The following is a 20610-nucleotide window of genomic DNA, read 5'->3' on the forward strand; positions in this document are numbered from 1 at the left end:
GCGCTGCGGTCGCGTCAGGGTCGCCGGCCGCTCCGCAGCGATCGTATTCGGGCGCGGCGGCACCCGGAAACGAGCCTACGCGTACGCGGTCGTCCGTACGTCACTCGAAGGTTTGGCAAGTTGTTCGACGGGACCACTGACAGGTTCACCCATCTGTGGTCTCTGTTCCAGGTTTGCGCTTTAGACCTGACGAGGTCCTAGAGACTCGACCCACTCTCGCAAGGGGGCGTGGGGTCCCTTTGCATGATTTCCACAGAGCCTCCCCGGTCGGCCGTCCGCCATGGCCGTCGCCGAGGGAGCCTGCGGGGGGAAGGCCGAAATGGTCAGCAAGAGCAAGAACCGGATGAACAGGCTCGCGGCGGCGATGGCCGCGACAGCGCTGATGTCCGTGGCGGTGCCCGCGGCGACCGCCCAGGCGGCCACCGTCGTACCGCGCATCGACCTGAGGGTGCTGGTCGTCGACGACGGCGGCAGCTCGGTCGCGGCGATCACCGCCGAACTCCGGGACACCGGAGTCCCCTACACCCGCGTCGACCTGGGCAGCAGCAGCCGCCCGGTCATCGACGCGGCCTTCCTGAGCGACACCGTCGACGGCCGGCCGCGCGCCAAGTTCCAGGGTGTCGTCCTGCCCAACGAGAACCCCTTCGGCGCGGGTTCCGCCGAGTCCGCCGCGCTCACCGCCTACGAGACGGCGTACGGCATCCGCCAGGTGGACGCCTACACCTGGGCGCACCCCGAAGTCGGCCTGGAATACACCGACAACGGCGGCTACGGCGGCACCCTCGACGGCACCCAGGCGGCCGTCACCGCAGCGGGCAAGGCCGGCCCGTTCGGCTACCTCGGGGGACTGGTCGCCTTCGAGGACAACTCGCCGCTGATCCCGGAGAGCTACGGGTTCATCGCCAAGCCCCGCACCGGCTACACCAGCTACCTCGACGCCCCCGTCGGATCGGGACGCGCCTCGCTGCTCGGCGAGTACGCCCACGACGGGCGCAGCGAACTGGTCGTCACCTTCGGCTACAACCAGTACCAGCAGCAGTTCCGGCTGCTGGCCCGGGGCATCGTCGAATGGCTGACCCAGGGCGTCCACCTCGGCCAGGAGCGCAACTACTTCGCCGTCCACGTCGACGACGTCTTCGCCCCGGACGCCCGCTGGGACCGGGCCCTCAACTGCACGCCGGGCGACTACGCCTGCGCGGGCGGCGAGGGCAAGGAGAGCACCATCCGGATGAGCGCTGCCGACGCCCAGTACGCGGTGCAGTGGCAGAAGAGCAAGAACTTCAAGCTCGACATGCTCTTCAACGCCGGCGCCGGGGAGGAGTGGAAGACGGAGAACGGCGGCACCGACGCCCTGACCGCACAGCTCGTCGCCGACCGGGCCCAGTTCCGCTGGATGAACCACACCTACACCCACCCCTTCCTCGGCTGCGTCCAGGACGTCACCACCGTCCCCTGGACCTGCACGAAGAACGCCCAGGGCGCCATCAACTGGATGAGCCGCGCCGACATCTCCGCCCAGATCCGCGACAACAACAACTGGGCCGCCTCCAAGGGCATCACCACCGACCGCTCCGAGATCGTCACCGGCGAGCACTCCGGCCTCAAGACCCTGCCGCAGCAGACGGTCGACAACCCGAACCTGGCGGGCGCTTTCGCCGACAACGGGATCAAGTGGGCCGGCAGCGACAGCTCGCGCGAGCCCGGGCAGCGCGCGGTCGGCGCCGCCCTGACCGTCCCCCGCTACCCGATGAACGTGTACTACAACACGGGCACCAACGCGGAGATGGCCGACGAGTACAACTGGATCTACACCAGCCGCGCCCAGGGCGGCAGCGGCGCCTGCGAGGACAACCCGGCGACCTCCACCTGCCTGCCCGCGCCGCTCGACGCCGCCACCGGCTACCTCGACTACATCGTCCCCGCCGAGGCCCGCACCGCCCTGCGCCACGTCCTGAACAACGACCCGCGCCCGCACTACGTCCACCAGTCCAACCTCGCCGAGGACCGCACCCTCTACCCGGTCCTCAACCAGGTCCTCGACACCTACCGCACCCTGTACGCCCCCAGCGCCCCGCTCGTGAACCAGAGCATGAAGGACAGCGGCGTCGAGCTCGGCCGCCGCGCCGCCTGGGACGCCGCCCTCGCCGCCAACAAGGTCACCGCCTACCGCATCGGCAAGGACGTCACCGTCAAGGCGCCCTCGGGCGTGGTCGCACCCGTCACGGCGCCCGCCGGGACCAAGAAGCAGCTCCTGCTCGGCACCGCGGACTTCGGCACCGCGTACGCCGGCACCCGCTCCGCGTGGACGTCCCCGGAGCTCCTCCAGTCGGCGGTCACGCTCAAGCTGGCCTGACGGCCGCCCCGGCCGTACGCCCGGCCGGAACCGCTCCACTCACCCGCGTACGCAGCATCACCTTGCGCCGGCGCTCCGCGAACCACGGGCGCCGGCCCCTTTTCCGTCCTGGGGGGACACACCGCATGAGCCATGGGCGTCACGTCACCATGCTCACCGAAGGCACCTACCCGCACGTCCACGGGGGCGTCAGCACCTGGTGCGACCAGCTGGTCCGGGGAATGCCGGAGGTCGACTTCAACGTCATAGCCCTGACCGGCTCCGGACGCGAGCCGGTCACCTGGGAACTGCCCCGCAACGTCTACCGGCACACCGCCGTGCCGCTCTGGGGCCCGCCGCCGCCCCGCACGCTCCGCGCGGCCCTGCGCGGCAAGGCCCGGCGCCGCTTCACCGACACCTACGAAGCCTTCCTGCTGTCGATGCTCGACCCCGCGCGCGGCGGATTCTCCGAAGCCCTGCGCGAACTGGCCCTGCTGGCCCGCTCCGGCCGCCTCGCCCCCGCCCTGCGCTCCGAGTCCGTCCTGCGGCTGCTGATGGACCTGTGGACCCGCCCGGGCACGGGCACCGCCGCGGCCGAGCCCACCATCCACGACGCGCTGACCGCCACCGACCTGCTGGAACACGCGCTGCGCCCGCTCGGGGTCCGCATCCCGCGCGACAGCGTCTCCCACGCCGTCAGCAGCGGCCTCGCCACCTTGCCGGCGCTCGCCGCGAAACACCTCGACCAGGTGCCCTTCCTGCTCACCGAGCACGGCATCTACCTGCGCGAGCGCTACCTCGGCTACCGCACCGCCGAACAACGCTGGCCGGTCAAGGCCCTCCTGCTCGGCTTCTACCGGGAGCTGAACACCGAGGGCTACCGGCAGGCCGACCTGATCACCCCCTGCAACCAGTACAACCGCCGCTGGGAAGAGCGCGGAGGCGCCGCCTCCGACCGCATCCGCACCGTCTACAACGGCGTCGACCCGCACGCCTTCCCCGAGGCCGGCCCCGAACCCGAGGTGCCCACCCTCAGCTGGTGCGGCCGCGTCGACCCCATCAAGGACCTCGAAACCCTCATCCGCGCCTACGCGTTCATGCGACAGGAGATCCCCGCCCTGCGGTTGCGCCTCTTCGGCCCGGTCCCGGCCGGCTGCGAGGACTACAAGCTGCGCCTGGAGAAGCTCGCCGCCGAAATCGGGGTGTCCGACGGCGTCACCTTCGAGGGCCGCATCGCGCAGGTCGCCCAGGCCTACGCGGCCGGCTCGGTCGTCATGCTCTCCTCCATCAGCGAGGGCTTCCCGTTCAGCATCATCGAAGCCATGTCCTGCGGCCGCACCACCGTCTCCACCGACGTCGGCGGAGTGCGCGAGGCCGTCGGCGACACCGGGCTGGTCGTCCCGCCCCGCGAACCCGAGACCATGGCACGCGCCACCCTCGCCCTGCTCCGCGACGACGTGCGCCGCGCCGAACTCGGCCGGCTGTCCCGCAAACGGGTCGTGGAGAAGTTCACCCTCCACCAGTCCGTGGACGGGTTCCGCCACATCTACCGGGAACTCGCGGGCCAGCCCGTCCTGCCGGTCCACCCGGGCGACGACTGGACCCAGCGCCTGGCCGACCCCTGGTACCGGGAGCTCGCCGCCGAAGGGAACCCGTGGTGAGCGGATCCCTGTGGCTCAAAGTGCCCGGCGGCAACACCCTGCCCGCCATCCCCCGCCCCCGGCGGACGGCCACGGCCGCCGCCGACCCGATGGATGAACTCGTCGAACGCTTCGACGAGTTCATCGCCGCCGCCGTCCATCCCGACGAGATCGCCGCCATCCTCGAATCCGACGGGATGAACGATGAGTACATCCGCCTGACCTACGGCCGCCACGACTCCTTCGCGCTCGCGGAGGAGCTCTACGCCCGGGTGCCCCGCTCCTTCCCCGAGCCCCGCAGCACCCCCGACCCCTGGAAGGTCTCCCTCACCGCCTGCCTCCTGCGCGGGGTGATCTTCGCCCTGCCCGGCCTCGCCTACCTGCTCGGCGCCCCCCTGCTGGAAGGGCCGCCGGACCGGCTCGGCCTGCCCGCCGGGACGCTCACCCTGCTCGCCGGCGCCCTGATCGGCTGGGTGTGGGACCAGACCCTGTCCCACCGGGCCTACTCCTGGCTCGGCCTCGGCGACCGGGCCGCCGCCGGGCGGACCCTGCTCGCCGGGGCCCCCGCCGGGGCACTGCTGGGCACCGCCGCCGCCCTGGCGGTGCCCGGCGGGCCGCCGTTCTCCTACGCGTTCGCCGCCGGGCAGGCGCTGTACGTCGGCGCGGCCACCGTCCTGCTGGTCCTCGGCCGGGAGCGGGTGCTGCTCGCCGCGCTCGCCCCGATGGCCGCCGGGGCGGTGCTCGTCCTCTTCACCGACCTGCCCGTCAGGGTGCGGGTGACCCTGCTGGTGGTGTCCCTGCTGGCCGCCTGCGCCCTGGCCGTACGCGAACTGCCGCTGGCCGAGGGGGTACGGGCCCTCGCCGGGCGGGTCCGGGAGCGGACGCGGGCCCGCCCGGGCGGGGGCCCCGTGCGGTGGCGGATGCTGCGCGGCGCCGAGGAGGAGTACGCGCCGCGCGGGCCCCGGCTCGCGGACTCCGTGCCGTACGGCGTCTTCGGCCTGGGCACCGGGCTGCTCGTGCTGTACGCGGCTCTGGGGGAGGTGCTCGCCGGGGGGCCCGCCGAGGCGGTCGCCGCGCCCTCGGCGGTGGCCCTCACCCTCAGCATGGGCCCCGCCGAATGGCTGCTGCACCGGTTCCGCAGCGGCAGCCTCGCCGGGCTGCGGGCCGCCCGCTCGCCCCGGGCGTTCCGGCGCCGGATGCTGGTCACCCTGGCCCGCTGCCTGGCCCGGTACCTGGCGGTGCTGCTGGCGCTGGGCGTGAGCGGGACCCTGCTGTGGCCCGGCGCTCCCACCCTGACCGGGGCGCGGGCGGCGACGCTGCTGCTGCTGGGCGCCGTCATGTGGACGGGGCTGCTGCTCCAGTCCTTCGGGGCGGTCCGGCCCGCCGCGGTGGTCTGCGCCTCGGCGGCGTTCGTGCAGAGCCTGGCCGTGCTGACCGGTTCCGGGCCGCCGCGGCTGGTGCAGTTGGCGGTGGCGGGCGCGGCCGCGGCCGCCCTGGCCACCCTGGTCTGCCTGCTGCTGGGCCGCGCGACGGCCCACCGCTGACGCACGTGCCCCCGTACGAGACGCACAAGAAGAAGGACCTCATGCTGCTGGTGCCCCTCTACGAGCACCCCGCCGACCGGCCCGAGGCGTGGGAGCTGCTCATCGCCTCGGCCGGCCGGCTGCATTCGGTGGTGCTCAACCCCGACAGCGGGCCGGGCGCGGCCCCCGACGAACGGTTCGCCGCGGTCGCCGGGCGGCTGCGGGCCGCCGGGGTGCCCGTCCTGGGGTACACCGACACCGACTACGGGCGCCGCCCGCACGCGGCCGTCGTCCAGGACCTGCTGCGCCACCGCGACTGGTACGCCACCGACGGCGCCTTCCTCGACCAGGCCTCCGCGGAGCCGGGACTCCTGCCGCACTACGGCCGGCTCGCCGTCGCCGCCCGGGCGGCCGGCGCCCGCACCCTCGTCCTGAACCACGGCGTCCACCCGCACCCCGGGTACGCCGCGCTCGCCGACCTGCTCGTCACCTTCGAGGGTCCCTGGGACGCGTACCGCGACGCGGGAGCCGCCCCGGGGTGGACCGCCGACCACCCCGCCCAGCGGTTCTGCCACCTCGTGTACGCCGTCCCGCCGGGCGCCCCGGCCGCCGAACTCGCCCTGGAGCGAGGGGCCGCCGTGCACTGCGCGGTCCCCGGCACCGGCGCGCACCCGTGGGGAACCCTGCCGTACGCCCTGGAGGCCACCGCATGAGGCGCCGCGCGCTGCCCTGGCTGCTCGTCGGCCCGCTCCTGCTCCTGGCCTCCTGCACGTCCGTGCCCGAGTCGCCGGAACCCGACGACCTGTCGCCCGACCCGGCGCCCGGGCAGCGCTGGCAGCCCGCGCCGCAGGTGAGCTGGCAGTGGCAGCTGACCGGCGCGCTCGATGCCTCCGTGAAGGCGGCCGTGTACGACGTCGACGGCTTCAACACCTCCAAGGAGCAGGTGGCCGCCTTGAAGAAGGCCGGCCGCAAGACGATCTGCTACCTCTCCACCGGAGCCTGGGAGGACTTCCGTCCCGACGCCGCCGACTTCCCGAAGGAACTGCTGGGCAAGGGCAACGGCTGGGAGGGCGAGCGCTGGCTGGACATCCGGCGCTCGGCCGAACTGGAACCGCTGATGGCCAAGCGGTTCGACATGTGCAAGGCCAAGGGCTTCGACGCGATCGAGCCGGACAACATGGACGGGTACGCCAACTCGTCCGGGTTCCCGCTCACCGCCGCCGACCAGCTGGCCTACAACCGGCTGATCGCGAAGCTCGCGCACGACCGGGGACTGTCGGTCGGGCTCAAGAACGACCTGGACCAGATCCCCGACCTCGTCGGTGACTTCGAGTTCGCCGTCAACGAGCAGTGCGCCCAGTACGAGGAGTGCGAGCGGTACCGGCCGTTCGTCGCGGCCGGGAAGGCCGTCTTCCACGTCGAGTACGAGGGCCGGCTGCGCGAGTGGTGCCCCGTCTCGCAGCGGGAGAAGCTCAGCTCGCTCCAGAAGAAGACCGACCTGGACGCCTGGCGCCGCTGGTGCCCGCCGAGGGGCGAGCCTTAGGCGGCCCGGGCCGGCCGTGGCCGGGCCGGCGGCCCCGGGGCCCTGTCCCGGTTCAGACGCCGGCCAGGACCGCGTAGTCGGCGGCGCCCGCGCCCGTCGGGCCCGCCCAGCCGACGTAGCCGTCGGGGCGGACGAGGAACACCCCGTCCCCGTACGGTGCGTAGGACGGGATGCGCACCGTACGGGCGTCGGGCAGCGCCGGAAGGTGCGCCCCCGCCCCGGCGCCGACGGCGAGCAGAGTCCAGTGCGGTCCGCGGAACGCGTCGAAGAGGCGTACGCCGCCGCACACCCCGTCCGGTGCGCGGTCGCCGGCGCGCAGGGCGCCCTCGGGCAGCGCGGTGCGGGTCTCCACGGCGAGGGCGGAGCCGCGGTAGCCCAGGCCCAGCATGCGGGTGGCCTCGCCGCGCCGGGTCTCGCCCCGGTGGACCCGGGTGGACAGGCCGAGCATGTCGGCGGCGACGGGCAGCCGTTCCTCCTCGTAGGTGTCGAGCAGGGACTCGGGGGCCCGGCCGCCCAGCACCGCGGCCAGCTTCCAGCCGAGGTTGTACGCGTCCTGGACGCTGGTGTTCAGCCCTTGGCCGCCCGCGGGGGAGTGGATGTGCGCGGCGTCCCCGGCGAGGAAGACGCGGCCCTCGCGGAACCGGTCGGCGAGCGCCGCCCGGGGGCGGAAGTCCGAGGCCCAGCGGACTTCCGTCACGGCCTCGGGGGCGAGGTGGGTGCGGGCGGCGACGACCGCGCGGATCCCGGCGGGGGAGACGTCGATGTCCGTGCCCTCGGGGAAGCGGGCCGTGAGCTGGAAGTCCTGCGTCCCGGCCAGCGGACAGAGCGTGAGCACCCCGCAGTCGTCGGCGGCGGGGAAGATGTGCCAGTTCTCGCGGTCGAGCCCGGTGAGGCGGACGTCGGCCACGAGCATCGGGTTCGGATCCAGGCTCTCGCCGGTCATCGTGATGCCGAGGGCGCGGCGCACGGTGGACCGGCCGCCGTCGGCGGCCACGGCGTAGCGCGCGCGGACGCTCTGGCCGGAGGCGAAGAGGGCGTTCACCCCGTCGGGGTCCTGGGTGATCCCCGTCAACTCCCTGCCGAAGGCGACCTCGCCGCCGAGCTCCGCGAGCCGGGTGAAGAGGATCTCCTGGGTGCGCCACTGCGGCACCATCCAGGGCTCGTGGTACGGGGAGTCCTCGCGGCGCTCACCCTCGTCGAACATCGGGTACTCGCCCTGGCGCCGGCCGTCCTGCCAGATCATCCCGAGCGGGTAGGGGCCGCCGGCCGCACCGATGGCCGCCCCCACGCCGAGGTCGTCGAAGACCTCCCGGGTGCGCGGCTGGACGCCCTTGCCGCGGGAGCCGGGGAAGAGGCCGTCGGCCCGCTCCACGAGGAGGGAGCCGATCCCCCGCCGGGCGAGGTCGACGGCGAGGGCGAGGCCGGTGGGGCCCGCGCCGACGATCAGTACGTCCGTGTGCGTGCCCTTGTTCGTACCGCTGGTCACAGTGCTGCTCATGGCGCATCTCCTTAACGTCGTTAAGTTGCCTCCACAGATTCGCCTTAACACTGTTAATCTGTCAAGCGTGACGACCCGGAGAACTCCCAAACTGGACAAGAAGCAGGTCGTGGAGACCGCGCTGCGCCTGCTGAACGAGGTGGGCCTGGACGGACTGACCCTGCGGGCCATCGCCAAGGAGCTGGACGTGCAGGCGCCCGCCCTGTACTGGCACTTCAAGGACAAGCAGGAACTGCTCGACGAGATGGCCACCGAGATGTACCGGCGGATGACCGCCCAGGTGCGGCTCGCCCCGCACACGGCGTGGCAGGAGCGGCTCCTGGCCCGCAACCGCTCCCTGCGCGCGGCCCTGCTCGGCTACCGCGACGGAGCCAAGGTCTTCAGCGGCTCGCGCTTCACGGGCACCGGGCACGCCGTCCAGCTGGAGGCCGATCTGCGGGCGCTGGTCGACGCGGGCTTCACACTGCCCCGGGCGGTGCGCGCCCTGTCCACCGCCTACTCCTTCACCATCGGCTTCGTCACCGAGGAACAGGGCGTCGAGCCCGTCCCCGGTGACCGCAGGGAGGGCTACGACGTCACCGAACGCGCTGCCCGGCTGGCGGAGTTCCCCCTTGCCGCAGCGGCGGGCGCCGGCCTCTTCCAGGAGTACGACGAGGGGTTCGAAGAGGGCCTGGCCCTGCTGGTCCAGGGCATCGAGGCGCGCTACGGCCTCGCCTGAGCCGGGCCCGCCTCCGGCCTCACCCGAGCAGGCCGGGCGCCCCTTGGGGCCCGCCTCCGGGCCCGCCCCCGCTCACGCCGGCAGGACCGCGTGGACGCGGTACCCGCCGCCGTAGCGGGGCCCGGCGGAGCAGGACCCGCCCAGGGCGCCGGTCCGCTCGCGCATCCCCAGCAGGCCGTGGCCGCCGCCCGGGTCGGCCGGGCGGGGGGCGGAGTCCGCCGAGGTGCCCCCGTCGTCCAGCACGGTCACCTCCACGGACGCCCCCACCCGCACCACGCTGACCTCGGCCGTCGCGCCCGGACCCGCGTGCTTGCGCACGTTGGTCAGCGCCTCCTGGATCACCCGGTACGCGGCCAGGTCCACGGCCGCCGGAAGGGCGTCCCCGTCCCTGCCCAGCTCGACCATCACCTTCACCGGCAGCCCGGCGTTGCGGAAGGTGTCGGTCAGCTCCTCCAGCACCCCCAACCCCGGCGCGGGCTCCGTCGGCGCCTCCGGATCACCGGACTGCCGCAGCAGCCCGACCGTGGCGCGCAGTTCGTTCAGCGCCGAACGGCTGGCGTCCCGTACGTGCGCCAGCGCCTCCTTGGCCTGGTCGGGGCGCTTGTCCATCACGTGCGCGGCCACCCCCGCCTGCACGTTGACCAGGGCGATGTGGTGGGCCACCACGTCGTGGAGGTCCCGCGCGATCCGCAGCCGCTCCTCGGCGACCCGGCGCCGGGCCTCTTCCTCGCGGGTGCGTTCGGCGCGTTCGGCGCGCTCCCGGATCGCGTCGATGAAGGCCCGGCGGCTGCGCACCGCGTCCCCGGCGGCCGCGGCCATGCCGGTCCAGGCGAAGACGCCGATGTTCTCCTGCGCGTACCAGGGCAGCGGCCCGGCCAGCATGGCGACGCCCGTCAGCCCCGCCATGGTGAGCAGACCGACCTTCCAGGTCGTGGGCCGGTCGGTGCGGGCGGCGAGCGTGTACAGGGCGATCACCGTGCACATCGCGACGGGCGCCCGGGGCTCCCCGGTGGACAGCTCCAGCAGCGAAAGGGCGACGGTCGCGGCGAGCACCGCGCGCGGCCGTCGGCGCCCGAACACGAGGGCGGCGGAGCCCAGCAGCATCAGCACGAGCGAGAACGGCTCGGGGGTACGGGTGCCGAAGGTGGGACCGTGCGGCCCGTGCGGGCTGGCGAAGGAGCCGACCACCATGGCGACGAGCGCCCCGAGAGCGAGTGCGGCGTCGGTCGCCGGCGGATGGGTCCGCAGCCACTGCCGGACCGCACGGAAGCGTCCCTGCCGGACGGGGTCTGTCGTCACGGGAAGCTACGGTACGGCCTCCACCCGCAGTCCCGGTCAGTCGCTGCGCGAGGACGGCGGGGACGGCGGGGACGCGGGCGGAGGCCGGCGGCCCAGCGGTATCCGGGAGCGCTCCGGACCCCACTTCGCGCGCACCACGCACACCGCCATGACGGCGGCGATGGCCGCGAGGTGCTCCTTGCCCGCCAGGTTGTCCTTGAACAGCACCTCGCCGATCATGACGGCGATCACCAGACCGCCCGTCAGGTACGCCCGGTAGCGCCAGCAGACGTAGATCGCCAGGCCCACCACCGCCGCCGACGGCCCGGTGTCGTTGACGACGCGGTCGGACACCGGCAGGCCGAAGGGGTGGTCATGGCCCAGCGAGAGCCCGATCCGGGCGTACGTGGTCCCGGCGAGCGTGGCCACGTAGCCGATCACCAGGGTGCGCCACCACCCGATGCAGATCTCGGAGATGCCGAAGACCAGCAGGATCTGGGCGAGTGCCCCCCACACCGGCAGGTCGAGTGCCGGCACGAACAGGGAGAGCGGGGTCCGCAGGAGCGCCAGCCAGAGCGGGTCGGCGGCCTTGACGGAGCCGAGGTCCTGCACCGGCTGGAAACCCCAGTGGGTGTTCTGGACGATCTGGAACAGCGAGGTCAGGGCGACCGCGCCGATCGTCATCGGGATCGCGCGCCACTTCTGGTGGACGAGCGCGTCCCGGATCGTCCGGAACAGGGGCCCCCACTCGCGGCGGGCGAACCGCCGCGGTGAGGGGTTCGACCACGCTGTCAACGACGCGTCTCCAGATGTCTGCGGTGCAGCCACTTCGGCAGGCCGGGTGCCTCCAGGAAGCCCTCGGCCCGGCCCGCCGCGATACCGATCCGCAGCAGGTCGGAACTCTTCTCGAAGAGCATGAACCGCGGCTCCCAGATCGGCCGGTATTTGGCGTTGGCCCGGTAGAGGGACTCGATCTGCCACCAACGGGAGAAGAAGCTCAGCAGCGAGCGCCACATGCGCAGCACCGGACCCGCCCCGAGCTTGGACCCCCGTTCGAAGACGGAACGGAACATCGCGAAGTTCAGTGAGACCTGTGTGACGCCGATCTCCTTCGAGCGCTCCAGGAGTTCGATGACCATGAACTCCATCAGACCGTTCTCGGATTCCCGGTCGCGGCGCATCAGGTCGAGCGACAGGCCCTTGGGTCCCCACGGCACGAAGGACAGCACGGCGCGCAGCTCGCCCTGCCCGTCGAAGCACTCCAGCATCACGCACTGGCCGTCGTCCGGGTCGCCCAGCCGGCCCAGCGCCATGGAGAAGCCGCGCTCGGTCGCGCCGTCGCGCCAGTCGTCGGCCCGCTTGAGGAGGTTGTCCATCTCGTCGGCCGGCACGTCGGCGTGGCGGCGGATGCGGACGGTGTACCCGGCGCGCTTGACGCGGTTGAAGGCCTGCCGGACGGTCCGCATGGCGCGGCCCTCCAGGGTGAACTCGTCGGTCTCGACGATGGCCTCGTCACCGAGCTCCAGCGCGTCCAGGCCGTGCCGCGCGTAGATCTGCCCGGCCTCCTCGCTCGCGCCCATCACGGCCGGGATCCAGCCGTGTTCGCGGGCCTCGGCCAGCCAGGGTTCGATGGCGCCGGGCCACGCCTCCGGGTCGCCGATCGGGTCGCCGGACGCCAGTGAGACGCCGCCGACGACGCGGTAGGTGACGGCGGCCTTGCCGGTGGGGGACCAGATGACGGACTTCTCCCGGCGCAGCGCGAAGTAGCCCAGGGAGTCGCGGTCGCCCTGCTTGGCGAGCAGGGCCCGCAGCCGCTCCTCGTCCTCGGGGGTCAGCGGGTCGACGGCGCGGCGCGCGCGGAACGCCGCGAACAGCACGGCGAGCAGCAGCATCATCGACATCACGTTGATGGAGACGTCCACCCAGCTGGGGGTGGCGATCCCGTCGTAGGCCCGGTCGTTCGGCTCCAGGGTGACCAGCCGCATCACGCCGTACCGCCAGCGGGCCAGGAACGTCGCCTGGGCGCGGTCGGGGTCGGTGTTGGTGGCGCCGACCAGCAGGGCGGCGACGAGCGAGGTCAGCAGCAGGCCCACCGCGCCGACGGCGGTGGCGAGCTTGGGGTTGGACCGGTCGCCCTTGGCGTAGAACTCGTGCCGGCCCAGTACCAGCGCACCGACGAAGGCGGCGGTCAGCACCAGCGACACCCAGTTCTGGGCGTGGTCGCGGAACTCGGGGTAGCAGAAGTTGAACTCCCCGCCCGTGCACGGGGCGAAGGCCGCGGTGGCGAAGGCGAACAGCAGCATCCCGCTGATCACCAGGTTCAGGATCCAGGCGGCCCGCTTGCGGCGGCGCATGGTGACCGCGAGGATCAGCGAGAACAGCCCGGACGCGAACCCGGCCGTCAGCAGGTACGGGGTGTAGAAGTCGGCGGTGTTGTGCCGGCGCAGGTCCTGCCCGAGCGAAAGCCACACCGCGCTGAGGAAGTTCACGAAGGTGACGGCACGCAGGTACCAGACCGCGAAGGCGGCCCCGCGCCGCGATGGTCCGGTGCCCCTGCGGCCGGCCGCCTTGTCGGCGGGCTCCCCGCCGGGCTCTTTTCTGCCGTTGGCAACCGTCGTGGTTTCTACGCTGGTCAAGCGGACCTCTCCCATGGAATGCGATGTTATGGGGCGTCACCGTCCACGGGCGGTTCGAGCACCCCGGACTGCTCAGGCCCGTGGCGCCCGTCGACTCAGTCCTTCGTTTCCTCCGCCGCCCGCTCGGGCAGGTCCGCCGCGAGTGCGGCGGCCGCTTGGACGAGGGGGAGGGCGAGCAACGCCCCGGTTCCCCCACCTACTGTGACGCCGTGGTCGAGCACCGGGTTGAGCGCCATCCGGTCCAGGGCTTTGGCCTGGCCCGGCTCTCCGCTGGCCTGGCCGGCCAGCCACCAGTCCGGGGCGCGGAACGCGGCCCGCTGGGCCACCAGCCCGCACGCCGCGGACACGATGCCGTCGAGGATGACAGGCGTGCGGCGTACCGCGCACTGGAGCAGGAACCCCGTGATGGCGGCGACGTCCGCACCGCCGACCTTTGCCAGCAGGGCCACCTGGTCCCCGAGGACGGGGCGGGCCCGGCGCAGCGCGTCGCGGATCGCCGCACACTTGCGCATCCAGGTCAGGTCGTCGACGGGGAGACCGCCGCGGCCCGTGACGACGGAGGCGTCCGTGCCGCACAGGGCCGCCACCAGGGTCGCGGCCACCGTGGTGCCGCCCACGCTGAGGTCGCCGAGCACGACGAGGTCCGTCCCCGCGTCGGCCTCCTCGTCGGCGATGCGCATCCCGAGCCGGAGCGCAGCCTCGGCCTCCTCGGGCGTCAGCGCGTCCTCCACGTCGATGCGGCCGCTGCCGCTGCGGACCCGGTGGCGCGTGACGTCCGACGGGAGCAGCCCGGGGTCGCAGTCCAGTCCCGCGTCGACGATGCGGACGCCGGCGCCGAAGCGGCCGGCCAGGACGGCGACCGGGCTCGTCCCGTCGAGCACGGCGCGCACCAGTTCGTGGGCTGAACCGGCGGCCCGGGCGGAGACCCCGGCGGCGGCGATCCCGTGGTCGGCGGCGAACAGCACGACGCGCGGCCGCTCGATCGCCCTGACCGGTACCCGGCCCTGCGCGGCGGCCAGCCACTCGCCGAGCTCGTCGAGCCGGCCCAGCGCGCCGGGCGGCACGGCCAGCCGTTCGCGGCGATCCTCGGCATCACGACGGACGCCCCCGTCGGGGCGTTCGATCAGATCGGAGAACTCGTCGAGATTCAGCGTGGTCATCTGCCAGAGCGTACAGGCGGTGAGGCCTTCCCCAAGCCCCCGATCCGGCCTCTCGGTCAGCCCGCCGACGGCCCCCCGCGGACCGCTCCGCCGGCGTCACGGCTTCAAGATCAACGCCTGGCCCGCGACGACCAGCAGCACGTGCTCGCACTCGGCCGCCACCGCGTTGTTCAGCCGGCCCAGCTCGTCGCGGAAGCGCCGCCCCGACGCGGTCGCGGGAACCACGCCCGCACCCACCTCGTTGCTGACGAACACCACCGTCCGGCGGGCCGCCCGCACGGCCGCCGCCAGCGCACCGGTCCGCTTGCGGAGCTCGGTGCGGCCGCCCGCCTCCCACACCGAGTCGTCCCAGGCCCCGGCCCGGTCCATCGCGTCCGTCAGCCACAGCGCCAGGCAGTCCACCAGCAGCGGCGGCCCGTCCCCGTCCTCCAGCAGCGGCACCAGCTCGCACGTCTCCACCGTCCGCCAGCTCGCCGGACGCCGCTCCCGGTGCAGCCCCACCCGCTGCGCCCACTCCGCGTCCCCCTCCCGGGAACCGCTCGTGGCGACGTAGACCACCTCGGGGAACGGCGCCAGTCGCCGCTCGGCCTCGTACGACTTCCCCGACCGGGCCCCGCCCAGCACCAGCGTCCGCCGCGGCACCTGCGGCAGCGCGCGGTACTCGCCGGCCACCACCGTCGTGCCGTCCGGGACCGTCCGCGCCCCGACGGCCGCGCACCGGCGCTCCAGCTCCCGCCCCGGCGGGGTCCCGTGGTCCAGGTGCACGGCGATCACATCGGTGGCCGGGCCGACCGCCCCGCCCGCCCGCAGCCGTGCGAGCGCCTCGGGGCGGCCCAGCACGTCCGCGAGGACCACGTCGTACGGGAGCTGTCCGCCCGCGCCGGGACCGAGGCCCGCCGGGGCCCCGCCCGGCGGCAGGTACAGCAGCCGGGCGCCGTCCGGGCCGGTGACCTCGTACCCCGTGCCGGGGGCGTCCATCGGCACCGCCCGCACCCGGTGCCCGCTGATCACCGCCAGCTCCCGGCCGTCCGGCACCCGCCCGGCGGCGGGCAGCCCGGGCGGCAGCTCGACGGCCGGGCCGTCGTGCGGGTGGGTCAGCAGGACCTGCCGTACGCCCGACAGCGAATGCCCCGCACGGGCGCCGGCCAGCACCGCCCCCGGTGTCAGGTCCAGCAGCAGCGCGCCGTCCACGAGGACGGCGGTCGCGGCGCGGGCGCCCGGGCCGACGGCCAGGGCGCAGGTGGCGCAGGGACAGCCGGGGCGGGGCAGTCCTTCGGGTGTACCGGTACCGAGGAGAGTGAGTTCCACGGGATGATCCTCCCGCGTCACCGGGACTGCTGCGCGCCCGGCTACTCTGCGGGCAGACTCGAGGCGGAGTACGCGCGCGAGCGACAGACGAGCGGCGGACGAGCAACGGAGGCGGACATGGCGTGGACGTGGCGGTTCGAGGCGGCCGACGGCGGCGAGACCAACCCGTCGGTGGAGCCTGAGGAGTTCACCACGCAGGGGGACGCGGAGTCCTGGATCGGGGAGTACTGGAAGGACCTGCTGGAGGGCGGGGTCGAACGGGTCAAGCTCTCCGACGACGGCGGCACCGAGCTGTACACGATGAGCCTGCGCGAGGCGCTGGACGCGTGAGCGCCTGATCGGGCGGCGGTGTGCGGGGCCCGGCCCCGCACACCGCACAGGTGCGTCAGCCCCGTACGCCGCACAGGTGCAGCAGCGCCGCCACCCCGCGGTAGGGGTCGGTCCGGCCGGCCCGGTCCTCGGCGGCCAGCAATCGCTCCAGTTCCCCGTCCGGGGGCAGGGTCTCGCCGGCCTCGGTGCCGTCGGTGAAGACGCGGACGCCGTACCAGGCGTGGAGCGGCGCGCCGATCCCGGACAGGGTCGCGGTCAGATCGGCCAGCCGGTCGGCCCGTACCTCGAGGCCGAGCCGGTTCGTGTAGTCGACGGTGTCGAAGGCGGCCAGGGCGGCCGTCCAGTTCCCGTCGAGCCCCGGTCGCATCGCGAGGGCGTCGCCGTTGCGCACGAGCAGGGACAGCAGCCCGCCCGGCGCCAGCATGCGGGCCAGCCCGGCGAGCATCGGGTCCGGCTCGGGCACGTACATCAGCACGCCGTGGCACAACACCACGTCGAAGCTGCCGGGACCGAAGTGGGCGCCCGTCTCGCGGCCGTCGCCCTCCATCAGCCGGACCCGCTCCTGGATCCCGGCCGGTTCCGCGGCCAGTGCGGCGTGCGCGACCGCGAGCATGTCGGGGTCCTGCTCCAGGCCGGTGACCATGTGCCCGGCGCGGGCCAGGCGCAGGGCCTGCGTGCCCTGGCCCATGCCGACGTCGAGCACGCGCAGCCGCTGCCCGACGGGGAAGCGGTGCACGATCTGCTCGTCGACCTGGCGGCCCACGAGTTCCTGGCGGACGGCGTTGCGCAGTCCGCCCAGTCCCTCCAGCCACAGCCGGGCGCCCCCGGCGAATCCCTGTTTCCCCTCCCCTGACGCCCCTGAGCGGGGCGTCGCTCGGCTCAGGGCCGTTCCCCGCGCTTGACCTGCGGCTTCGGCAGACGCAGGCGGCGCATCTGGAGCGTGCGCATCAGGCCGTAGGCGACGGCGCCGCGCTTCGGCTCGTTCGGGAAGCGCGTGTTCAAGGCCTTGCGCAGGCGGATGAACAGGCCGATGGAGTCGAGGATGATCAGGACGATCACGCCGAGCCACAGCAGCAGCGCGATGTTCTGGATCGAGGGGATCCGGACCATGCTCAGCACCAGGATGATCACCGCGAGGGGCAGGAACATCTCGGCGACCGAGTAGCGGGCGTCCACGTAGTCGCGGACGTACCTGCGGACCGGGCCCTTGTCACGGGCGGGCAGGGCCCGCTCGTCGCCGTTGGCCAGCGCCTGGCGCTGCTTCGCCATCTCTTCGCGGCGGCGCTCACGGGCGCGCTTGGCATCCTCCTTGCGGTTGCCGGTCGGAGCCGCCACTGCCTTGCGCTGCGACTGGGCCACAGCACGCTTCGGCGTCGGGCGGCCCTTCGGGGCCTGGGGGTCACGGGGCTGCGAAAGGCCGGCGCTCACCTTGTCGGTGGCGGCGTCCTTTTCTTCCTTGGAGGAACGGCTACCAAACACAAAACCCAAGCGTACGTGGTCGTGCGCTCCCGCCCCACCTCCGCGGGGAACGATCCGGCAACGGCGGGCGTCTTCCCTGTGCAGGGTTCTTGCGGCGGGCGCACCTCCCGCGCGGACGGCCCGGGAGCGCACCGGGTCCCGGGGATCTCGGGGGTTCTCCTGGGATCACCTACTCCTCGCGCCCGATACGGCGGGGGAGTCAGTCGTCCTGGAGGAGGAGCGCATCCGGGCAGGAACAGTGCGGTAATGGAGACAGGGCCCGTACTGTGGGTCCTGATGGCGGCCGTCTCGGGAGACCGGGCACCGCCATGGCTGTGACCTGGAGCGAAGTCCGTCTAGAAGGGGGCGCGCGAAGCCCATGAGCGGTGTCATGAAGCGTATGGGGATGATCTTCCGCGCGAAGGCGAACAAGGCCCTTGACCGGGCCGAGGACCCGCGCGAAACCCTCGACTACTCCTACCAGAAGCAGCTGGAACTGCTGCAGAAGGTGCGCCGGGGCGTCGCCGATGTGGCGACCTCCCGCAAGCGGCTGGAGCTGCAGCTGAACCAGCTCCAGGGCCAGTCCGCCAAGCTGGAGGACCAGGGCCGCAAGGCGCTCGCCCTCGGCCGCGAGGACCTGGCCCGCGAGGCCCTGGCCCGCCGCGCCTCCCTCCAGCAGCAGGTCAGCGACCTGGAGGTGCAGCACCAGACCCTCCAGGGCGAGGAGGAGAAGCTGACCCTCGCCTCCCAGCGCCTGCAGGCCAAGGTGGACGCCTTCCGGACGAAGAAGGAGACCATCAAGGCCACCTACACCGCCGCCCAGGCGCAGACCCGGATCGCCGAGTCCTTCTCCGGCATCTCGGAGGAGATGAGCGACGTCGGCCTCGCCATCCAGCGTGCCGAGGACAAGACCGCCCAGCTCCAGGCCAGGGCCGGCGCGATCGACGAACTGCTGGCCTCCGGCGCCCTGGACGACCAGAGCGGTCTCGGCTCCAAGGACGACATCCAGGCCGAGCTCGACCGCCTCTCCGGCGGCACCGATGTGGAACTGGAGCTCCAGCGGATGAAGGCCGAGCTGGCCGGCGGCCCGTCCGCGCAGCAGCAGGCCATCGAGGGCGGTGCCCCCGGCACGGGCCAGCCGTCGCAGACCCAGCACCGGTTCGACAAGCAGTAGGACGGGGCCCGTCATGATTGTCCGCATCATGGGGGAAGGCCAGGTGGAGCTGGCCGACAGCCACTTCGCCGAGCTCAACGCCCTGGACGACGCCCTCCTGGAGGAGATGGAGTCCGGTGACGAGTCGGGCTTCCGCAGGACGCTCGGCGAGCTGCTCGATGCGGTCCGACGGCTCGGCCGGCCGCTGCCGGACGACGTACTGGAGCCGTCGGAGCTCATCCTGCCCGCCCCGGACGCCACGCTGGACGAGGTCCGGCAGATGCTCAGCGACGACGGCCTGATCCCGGGCTGAGCGGCGCGGGGGCTGTTCGGGGCAGGGCCCGTCGCTCAGTGCGGCGGGCCCTTGCGCAGGGGGATCCGCTCCGGGTCCGGGGTGCCGCCGATGAAGTTCTCGAACCTGCGGCGCGGCGCGGCCCAGCGCCGGTCGTGGTGGAAGGCGCGCAGCCCGGCCCTGGCGCGGGCCCGCGGGCGCTTGGCGTAGAACCGCTTCGCGTACGGGGAACCGGGCCGGGCCAGCCGGATCGCGCCGATCAGCGCCACGAAGGGGACCACCGTCCCGAACAGCGCGGTGCGCGGCTTGCCCTTCCACAGCGCGACCAGCGCCAGGAAGAAGTTGCCGGCCATGTTCAGGACGACCAGGCCGCGGCTCTGCCGTTCGTCGGGGCTGAGGTCGTTGACCCCGAAGGGCAGGAACCCGCCCAGCACCAGCGCCACCAGCGCGGCCGTCAGGACCACGATCTCGACGCTCTTGCGGCCCTGCTCGCTCCAGTAGACGTCGTCGAGGTGCAGGATCAGCGCGAACTCGTCCAGCACCAGGCCCGCGCCCAGCCCGAAGAGCACGGCCGAGGCCAGCGCGCCGAAACCGCCCCGGCCGCTGGCGATCGAGCCGAACCCGCCGATGATCACGAGGACCACCCCGGGCACGACGTGGTGGATGTGCAGGCCGCCCGGCGACACGTTGCGGAACGGGCCCCGGCCCGCCCGGATCAGCCGGGTGATCACGCGGGTGACCAGGAACGACAGCACGAAGGACAGCAGGGCGACCAGCAGGGGCAGCTTCCCCGGTTCGACGATGTTCCGATACCACCAGTGACCCATACCGCCGGCTCCTTCCCCTGACAGCTCCCGGTTTAGCAGGTATTGGGCAATTTACCGGCCGCCCCGAGCGGGTAGCGTTCGCGCCGATGACAGATTCGTACGAAGATCCGCCGACCGTCCCGCCCCGGGAGCGCGCCCCGCTCGGCGACGGGCTTCGCTTCGCGTTCGGCACGCTCACCGTGCTGCCCGCCCGCGTCACGCGCTGGGACCGGCCGGCCGCCCGGACCGGGATGGCGTGCGCCCCGCTCGTCGGCCTCGTCGTCGGCGCGCTCGCGGCGGCGGCCGGAACGGCCCTGCTCCTGCTCGGCGGCGGTCCGCTGCTGGCCGCGGCCGTCACCGTGGCCGTCCCGGCCGCGCTGACCCGGGGCCTGCACCTCGACGGACTGGCCGATACCGCCGACGGGCTGGGCAGCGCGAAGCCGGCCGAGGACGCGCTGCGGATCATGAAGCAGTCCGACATCGGCCCCTTCGGGGTGATCACCCTGCTCTTCGTGCTGCTGATCCAGGTGGCCGCCCTGGCCGACGCCTACGCCGACGGCTGGGCCCGGGGTGCCCTCGCCGCGGTGACCGCCGCCGTCGCCGCCCGGCTCGCGATGACCCTGGCCTCGCGCGTCGGCGTCCCCGCGGCCCGGCCCGGGGGCCTGGGAGCGGCGGTCGCGGGCGTGGTCCCGCGCGGCTCGGCCGTTGCCGTCGCCGCCCTCACCGTGGCGGCGGCCGCCGCAGCGGCCCTGCCGCTGGGCCTGCCCGCCGCCGCCCGGCACGCGGCCGCGGTGCTCCTCGCACTGGGCGCGGCGGGGCTCCTGCTGCGCCGCTGCGTGCGCCGCTTCGACGGGGTCACCGGCGACGTGTTCGGAGCCCTGTCCGAGGTCGCGGGCACCACCGCGCTGCTGACCCTCGCCCTCGGCTGACCGGGC

19 protein-coding genes are annotated in these 20610 nt (G+C 73.5%); 10 read left to right on the top strand and 9 right to left on the bottom strand.

Annotated elements, in window-relative coordinates; translation table 11 throughout:
* The first annotated feature begins 319 nt into the window (after positions 1 to 319).
* The 5 genes from OG861_RS22345 to OG861_RS22365 all read left to right on the top strand — a co-directional run bounded on the left by OG861_RS22345 (position 320) and on the right by OG861_RS22365 (position 7038).
* Positions 320 to 2353 carry a hypothetical protein gene (locus tag OG861_RS22345; protein WP_329194703.1) on the top strand — a complete coding sequence of 678 codons (2034 nt, stop codon included), beginning with the start codon at positions 320 to 322 and terminating at the stop codon, positions 2351 to 2353.
* A 125-nt stretch (positions 2354 to 2478) separates the two neighbouring features.
* Positions 2479 to 3993 (top strand): GT4 family glycosyltransferase PelF, encoded by a 1515-nt coding sequence (gene pelF, locus OG861_RS22350; protein ID WP_329194701.1) that lies wholly within the window; start codon positions 2479 to 2481, stop codon positions 3991 to 3993.
* The gene (locus OG861_RS22355; RefSeq protein ID WP_329194700.1) at positions 3990 to 5516 is read left to right on the top strand and encodes a hypothetical protein; all 1527 of its coding nucleotides are present in this window, start codon (positions 3990 to 3992) and stop codon (positions 5514 to 5516) included. Before pelF ends, OG861_RS22355 begins: the two co-directional genes overlap by 4 nt.
* Positions 5517 to 5557: 41 nt before the next feature.
* Positions 5558 to 6208, top strand: coding sequence for a spherulation-specific family 4 protein (locus OG861_RS22360; protein WP_329202138.1), 651 nt, complete (start codon positions 5558 to 5560; stop codon positions 6206 to 6208).
* The gene (locus tag OG861_RS22365) at positions 6205 to 7038 is read left to right on the top strand and encodes an endo alpha-1,4 polygalactosaminidase (RefSeq protein WP_329194699.1); all 834 of its coding nucleotides are present in this window, start codon (positions 6205 to 6207) and stop codon (positions 7036 to 7038) included. Before OG861_RS22360 ends, OG861_RS22365 begins: the two co-directional genes overlap by 4 nt.
* Before the next feature lie 52 nt (positions 7039 to 7090).
* Here OG861_RS22365 and OG861_RS22370 read toward each other — a convergent pair whose 3' ends face one another.
* Positions 7091 to 8536, bottom strand: a complete 1446-nt coding sequence (locus OG861_RS22370) for an FAD-dependent monooxygenase (RefSeq protein ID WP_329194697.1) — start codon at positions 8534 to 8536, stop codon at positions 7091 to 7093.
* Positions 8537 to 8603: 67 nt separating this feature from the next.
* Between OG861_RS22370 and OG861_RS22375 the strand changes: the two genes are divergently transcribed.
* Entirely contained in the window at positions 8604 to 9254 is a 651-nt protein-coding gene (locus tag OG861_RS22375) for a TetR/AcrR family transcriptional regulator C-terminal domain-containing protein (RefSeq protein WP_329194695.1), read from the top strand.
* A 72-nt stretch (positions 9255 to 9326) separates the two neighbouring features.
* Here OG861_RS22375 and OG861_RS22380 read toward each other — a convergent pair whose 3' ends face one another.
* From OG861_RS22380 to OG861_RS22400, 5 genes are all read right to left on the bottom strand, one after another.
* Positions 9327 to 10553 (bottom strand): sensor histidine kinase, encoded by a 1227-nt coding sequence (locus OG861_RS22380; protein ID WP_329194693.1) that lies wholly within the window; start codon positions 10551 to 10553, stop codon positions 9327 to 9329.
* 36 nt (positions 10554 to 10589) lie between these two features.
* Positions 10590 to 11327, bottom strand: a complete 738-nt coding sequence (locus tag OG861_RS22385; protein ID WP_329194692.1) for a hypothetical protein — start codon at positions 11325 to 11327, stop codon at positions 10590 to 10592.
* Positions 11324 to 13183, bottom strand: a complete 1860-nt coding sequence (locus OG861_RS22390; protein WP_329194691.1) for a phosphatidylglycerol lysyltransferase domain-containing protein — start codon at positions 13181 to 13183, stop codon at positions 11324 to 11326. The genes OG861_RS22385 and OG861_RS22390 overlap by 4 nt, the downstream gene beginning before the upstream one ends.
* An 80-nt stretch (positions 13184 to 13263) precedes the next feature.
* The gene (cobT, locus tag OG861_RS22395) at positions 13264 to 14328 is read right to left on the bottom strand and encodes a nicotinate-nucleotide--dimethylbenzimidazole phosphoribosyltransferase (RefSeq protein WP_443056492.1); all 1065 of its coding nucleotides are present in this window, start codon (positions 14326 to 14328) and stop codon (positions 13264 to 13266) included.
* A gap of 96 nt (positions 14329 to 14424) precedes the next feature.
* Entirely contained in the window at positions 14425 to 15636 is a 1212-nt protein-coding gene (locus OG861_RS22400) for a bifunctional adenosylcobinamide kinase/adenosylcobinamide-phosphate guanylyltransferase (protein ID WP_329194689.1), read from the bottom strand.
* A gap of 117 nt (positions 15637 to 15753) precedes the next feature.
* Here OG861_RS22400 and OG861_RS22405 point away from each other — a divergent pair, with 117 nt between their 5' ends.
* The gene (locus OG861_RS22405; protein WP_190182197.1) at positions 15754 to 15966 is read left to right on the top strand and encodes a hypothetical protein; all 213 of its coding nucleotides are present in this window, start codon (positions 15754 to 15756) and stop codon (positions 15964 to 15966) included.
* Positions 15967 to 16021: 55 nt separating this feature from the next.
* On the opposite strand, the gene OG861_RS22410 is transcribed toward OG861_RS22405, so the two are convergent.
* Together OG861_RS22410 and OG861_RS22415 are read right to left on the bottom strand one after the other, a co-directional pair.
* Positions 16022 to 16729 carry a class I SAM-dependent methyltransferase gene (locus OG861_RS22410; RefSeq protein ID WP_329194687.1) on the bottom strand — a complete coding sequence of 236 codons (708 nt, stop codon included), beginning with the start codon at positions 16727 to 16729 and terminating at the stop codon, positions 16022 to 16024.
* Positions 16730 to 16845: 116 nt separating this feature from the next.
* On the bottom strand, positions 16846 to 17445 hold the full coding sequence (locus OG861_RS22415; protein ID WP_329194685.1) for a DUF3043 domain-containing protein: 600 nt from the start codon (positions 17443 to 17445) through the stop codon (positions 16846 to 16848).
* 358 nt (positions 17446 to 17803) lie between these two features.
* Between OG861_RS22415 and OG861_RS22420 the strand changes: the two genes are divergently transcribed.
* Both OG861_RS22420 and pspAA read left to right on the top strand, forming a co-directional pair.
* Positions 17804 to 18598, top strand: coding sequence for a PspA/IM30 family protein (locus tag OG861_RS22420; protein ID WP_329194683.1), 795 nt, complete (start codon positions 17804 to 17806; stop codon positions 18596 to 18598).
* Positions 18599 to 18611: 13 nt separating this feature from the next.
* Positions 18612 to 18890: a PspA-associated protein PspAA gene (gene pspAA / locus OG861_RS22425; protein WP_329194681.1), complete on the top strand. Its 279-nt coding sequence runs from the start codon at positions 18612 to 18614 to the stop codon at positions 18888 to 18890.
* 35 nt (positions 18891 to 18925) lie between these two features.
* Here pspAA and OG861_RS22430 read toward each other — a convergent pair whose 3' ends face one another.
* The gene (locus OG861_RS22430; protein WP_329194679.1) at positions 18926 to 19696 is read right to left on the bottom strand and encodes a hypothetical protein; all 771 of its coding nucleotides are present in this window, start codon (positions 19694 to 19696) and stop codon (positions 18926 to 18928) included.
* Between the two features lie 86 nt (positions 19697 to 19782).
* Between OG861_RS22430 and OG861_RS22435 the strand changes: the two genes are divergently transcribed.
* A complete protein-coding gene (locus tag OG861_RS22435) occupies positions 19783 to 20604 on the top strand; it encodes an adenosylcobinamide-GDP ribazoletransferase (RefSeq protein WP_329194677.1) in 822 nt (273 codons plus the stop codon).
* The last annotated feature ends 6 nt before the right edge of the window (positions 20605 to 20610 follow it).

It is taken from the genome of Streptomyces sp. NBC_00539 (genome assembly GCF_036346105.1).
Classification (GTDB): Bacteria; Actinomycetota; Actinomycetes; order Streptomycetales; family Streptomycetaceae; genus Streptomyces.

What these genes read in the sequence shown, in the direction of transcription:
- OG861_RS22345 (WP_329194703.1), top strand. Translation starts at nt 320, where the DNA reads ATGGTCAGCAAGAGCAAGAACCGGATGAACAGGCTCGCGGCGGCGATG.
- pelF (WP_329194701.1), top strand. Translation starts at nt 2,479, where the DNA reads ATGAGCCATGGGCGTCACGTCACCATGCTCACCGAAGGCACCTACCCG.
- OG861_RS22360 (WP_329202138.1), top strand. Translation starts at nt 5,558, where the DNA reads ATGCTGCTGGTGCCCCTCTACGAGCACCCCGCCGACCGGCCCGAGGCG.
- OG861_RS22365 (WP_329194699.1), top strand. Translation starts at nt 6,205, where the DNA reads ATGAGGCGCCGCGCGCTGCCCTGGCTGCTCGTCGGCCCGCTCCTGCTC.
- OG861_RS22370 (WP_329194697.1), bottom strand. Translation starts at nt 8,536, where the DNA reads ATGAGCAGCACTGTGACCAGCGGTACGAACAAGGGCACGCACACGGAC.
- OG861_RS22390 (WP_329194691.1), bottom strand. Translation starts at nt 13,183, where the DNA reads ATGGGAGAGGTCCGCTTGACCAGCGTAGAAACCACGACGGTTGCCAAC.
- cobT (WP_443056492.1), bottom strand. Translation starts at nt 14,328, where the DNA reads ATGACCACGCTGAATCTCGACGAGTTCTCCGATCTGATCGAACGCCCC.
- OG861_RS22405 (WP_190182197.1), top strand. Translation starts at nt 15,754, where the DNA reads ATGGCGTGGACGTGGCGGTTCGAGGCGGCCGACGGCGGCGAGACCAAC.
- OG861_RS22420 (WP_329194683.1), top strand. Translation starts at nt 17,804, where the DNA reads ATGAGCGGTGTCATGAAGCGTATGGGGATGATCTTCCGCGCGAAGGCG.
- pspAA (WP_329194681.1), top strand. Translation starts at nt 18,612, where the DNA reads ATGATTGTCCGCATCATGGGGGAAGGCCAGGTGGAGCTGGCCGACAGC.
- OG861_RS22430 (WP_329194679.1), bottom strand. Translation starts at nt 19,696, where the DNA reads ATGGGTCACTGGTGGTATCGGAACATCGTCGAACCGGGGAAGCTGCCC.
- OG861_RS22435 (WP_329194677.1), top strand. Translation starts at nt 19,783, where the DNA reads ATGACAGATTCGTACGAAGATCCGCCGACCGTCCCGCCCCGGGAGCGC.